Below are 748 nucleotides of genomic sequence, written 5' to 3' on the forward strand. Positions count from 1 at the left end.
GACGTTCGATGGCCACAGCCATAAACATGACCTGGTCCGGGTCCCACTTACCTTTTTCGGCCATCTCGGGGTTTGAGGTCCAGTGGAACGAAAACGTACACTAAGAGAGTAATTTTTCGTTTTTAAATAGCTTATACGTTGAATCCGGGAGGGTTTAACCTTCCCGGATTAGATGCGGCGTAATCCCATTAATTCACGTTTAGCGATAAATCGAACGTGCAATGCGGGTGTATGTATGCCTGACTCCGCGAATGGCAATACTATAAGCCAGGATGTTCTCCGGTAGTGCCATCCCCATATAGCCGGTATCACCAATATGGTGCAGATCAGCCCCCGCCATTTTGCTCATTAACGCTATTTGACGAATAGTGCTGATATCAGCACCTTCCTGAGACGTGCCAATAGCAGTCATCGCCAGTGCACCATGAGCATGTGCGGTATCTATAAGCGATGTCACACGCTGCTGACTCATTCCGGGTATCGTGCCTGGAGCCGGGATCAGCACAATGTCTGCGCCTTGAGAGGCAAACCAGATAACATCCTCCTCGCTGATAATGCTGCTGCCACTTTCATGCACCACTCCAGCACCGTGCATTTTTCCGGTAATAATCACGGCACCATCCCCAACTGCCTCGCGAATATCTCTCGCAGCCAACCCCAGAGCGCAATTGCTGACCCCGTTATTAGGATTACCTGTCAGCACCAGAATTTTTGCGCCCATATTAACCAACTTACGGGCATTGTCAGC

At 50.0% G+C, this 748-nt stretch carries 1 protein-coding gene; it reads right to left on the reverse strand.

From position 1 onward, the window contains the following. Window positions 1–199 precede the first annotated feature (199 nt). The coding region (locus tag ACFOY6_RS24215; protein ID WP_379652468.1) for a DUF7916 family protein at window positions 200–748 on the reverse strand (549 nt) is incomplete at its 5' end.

It is taken from the genome of Teichococcus aestuarii, assembly GCF_042651065.1.
GTDB lineage: Bacteria > Pseudomonadota > Alphaproteobacteria > Acetobacterales > Acetobacteraceae > Pseudoroseomonas > Pseudoroseomonas aestuarii.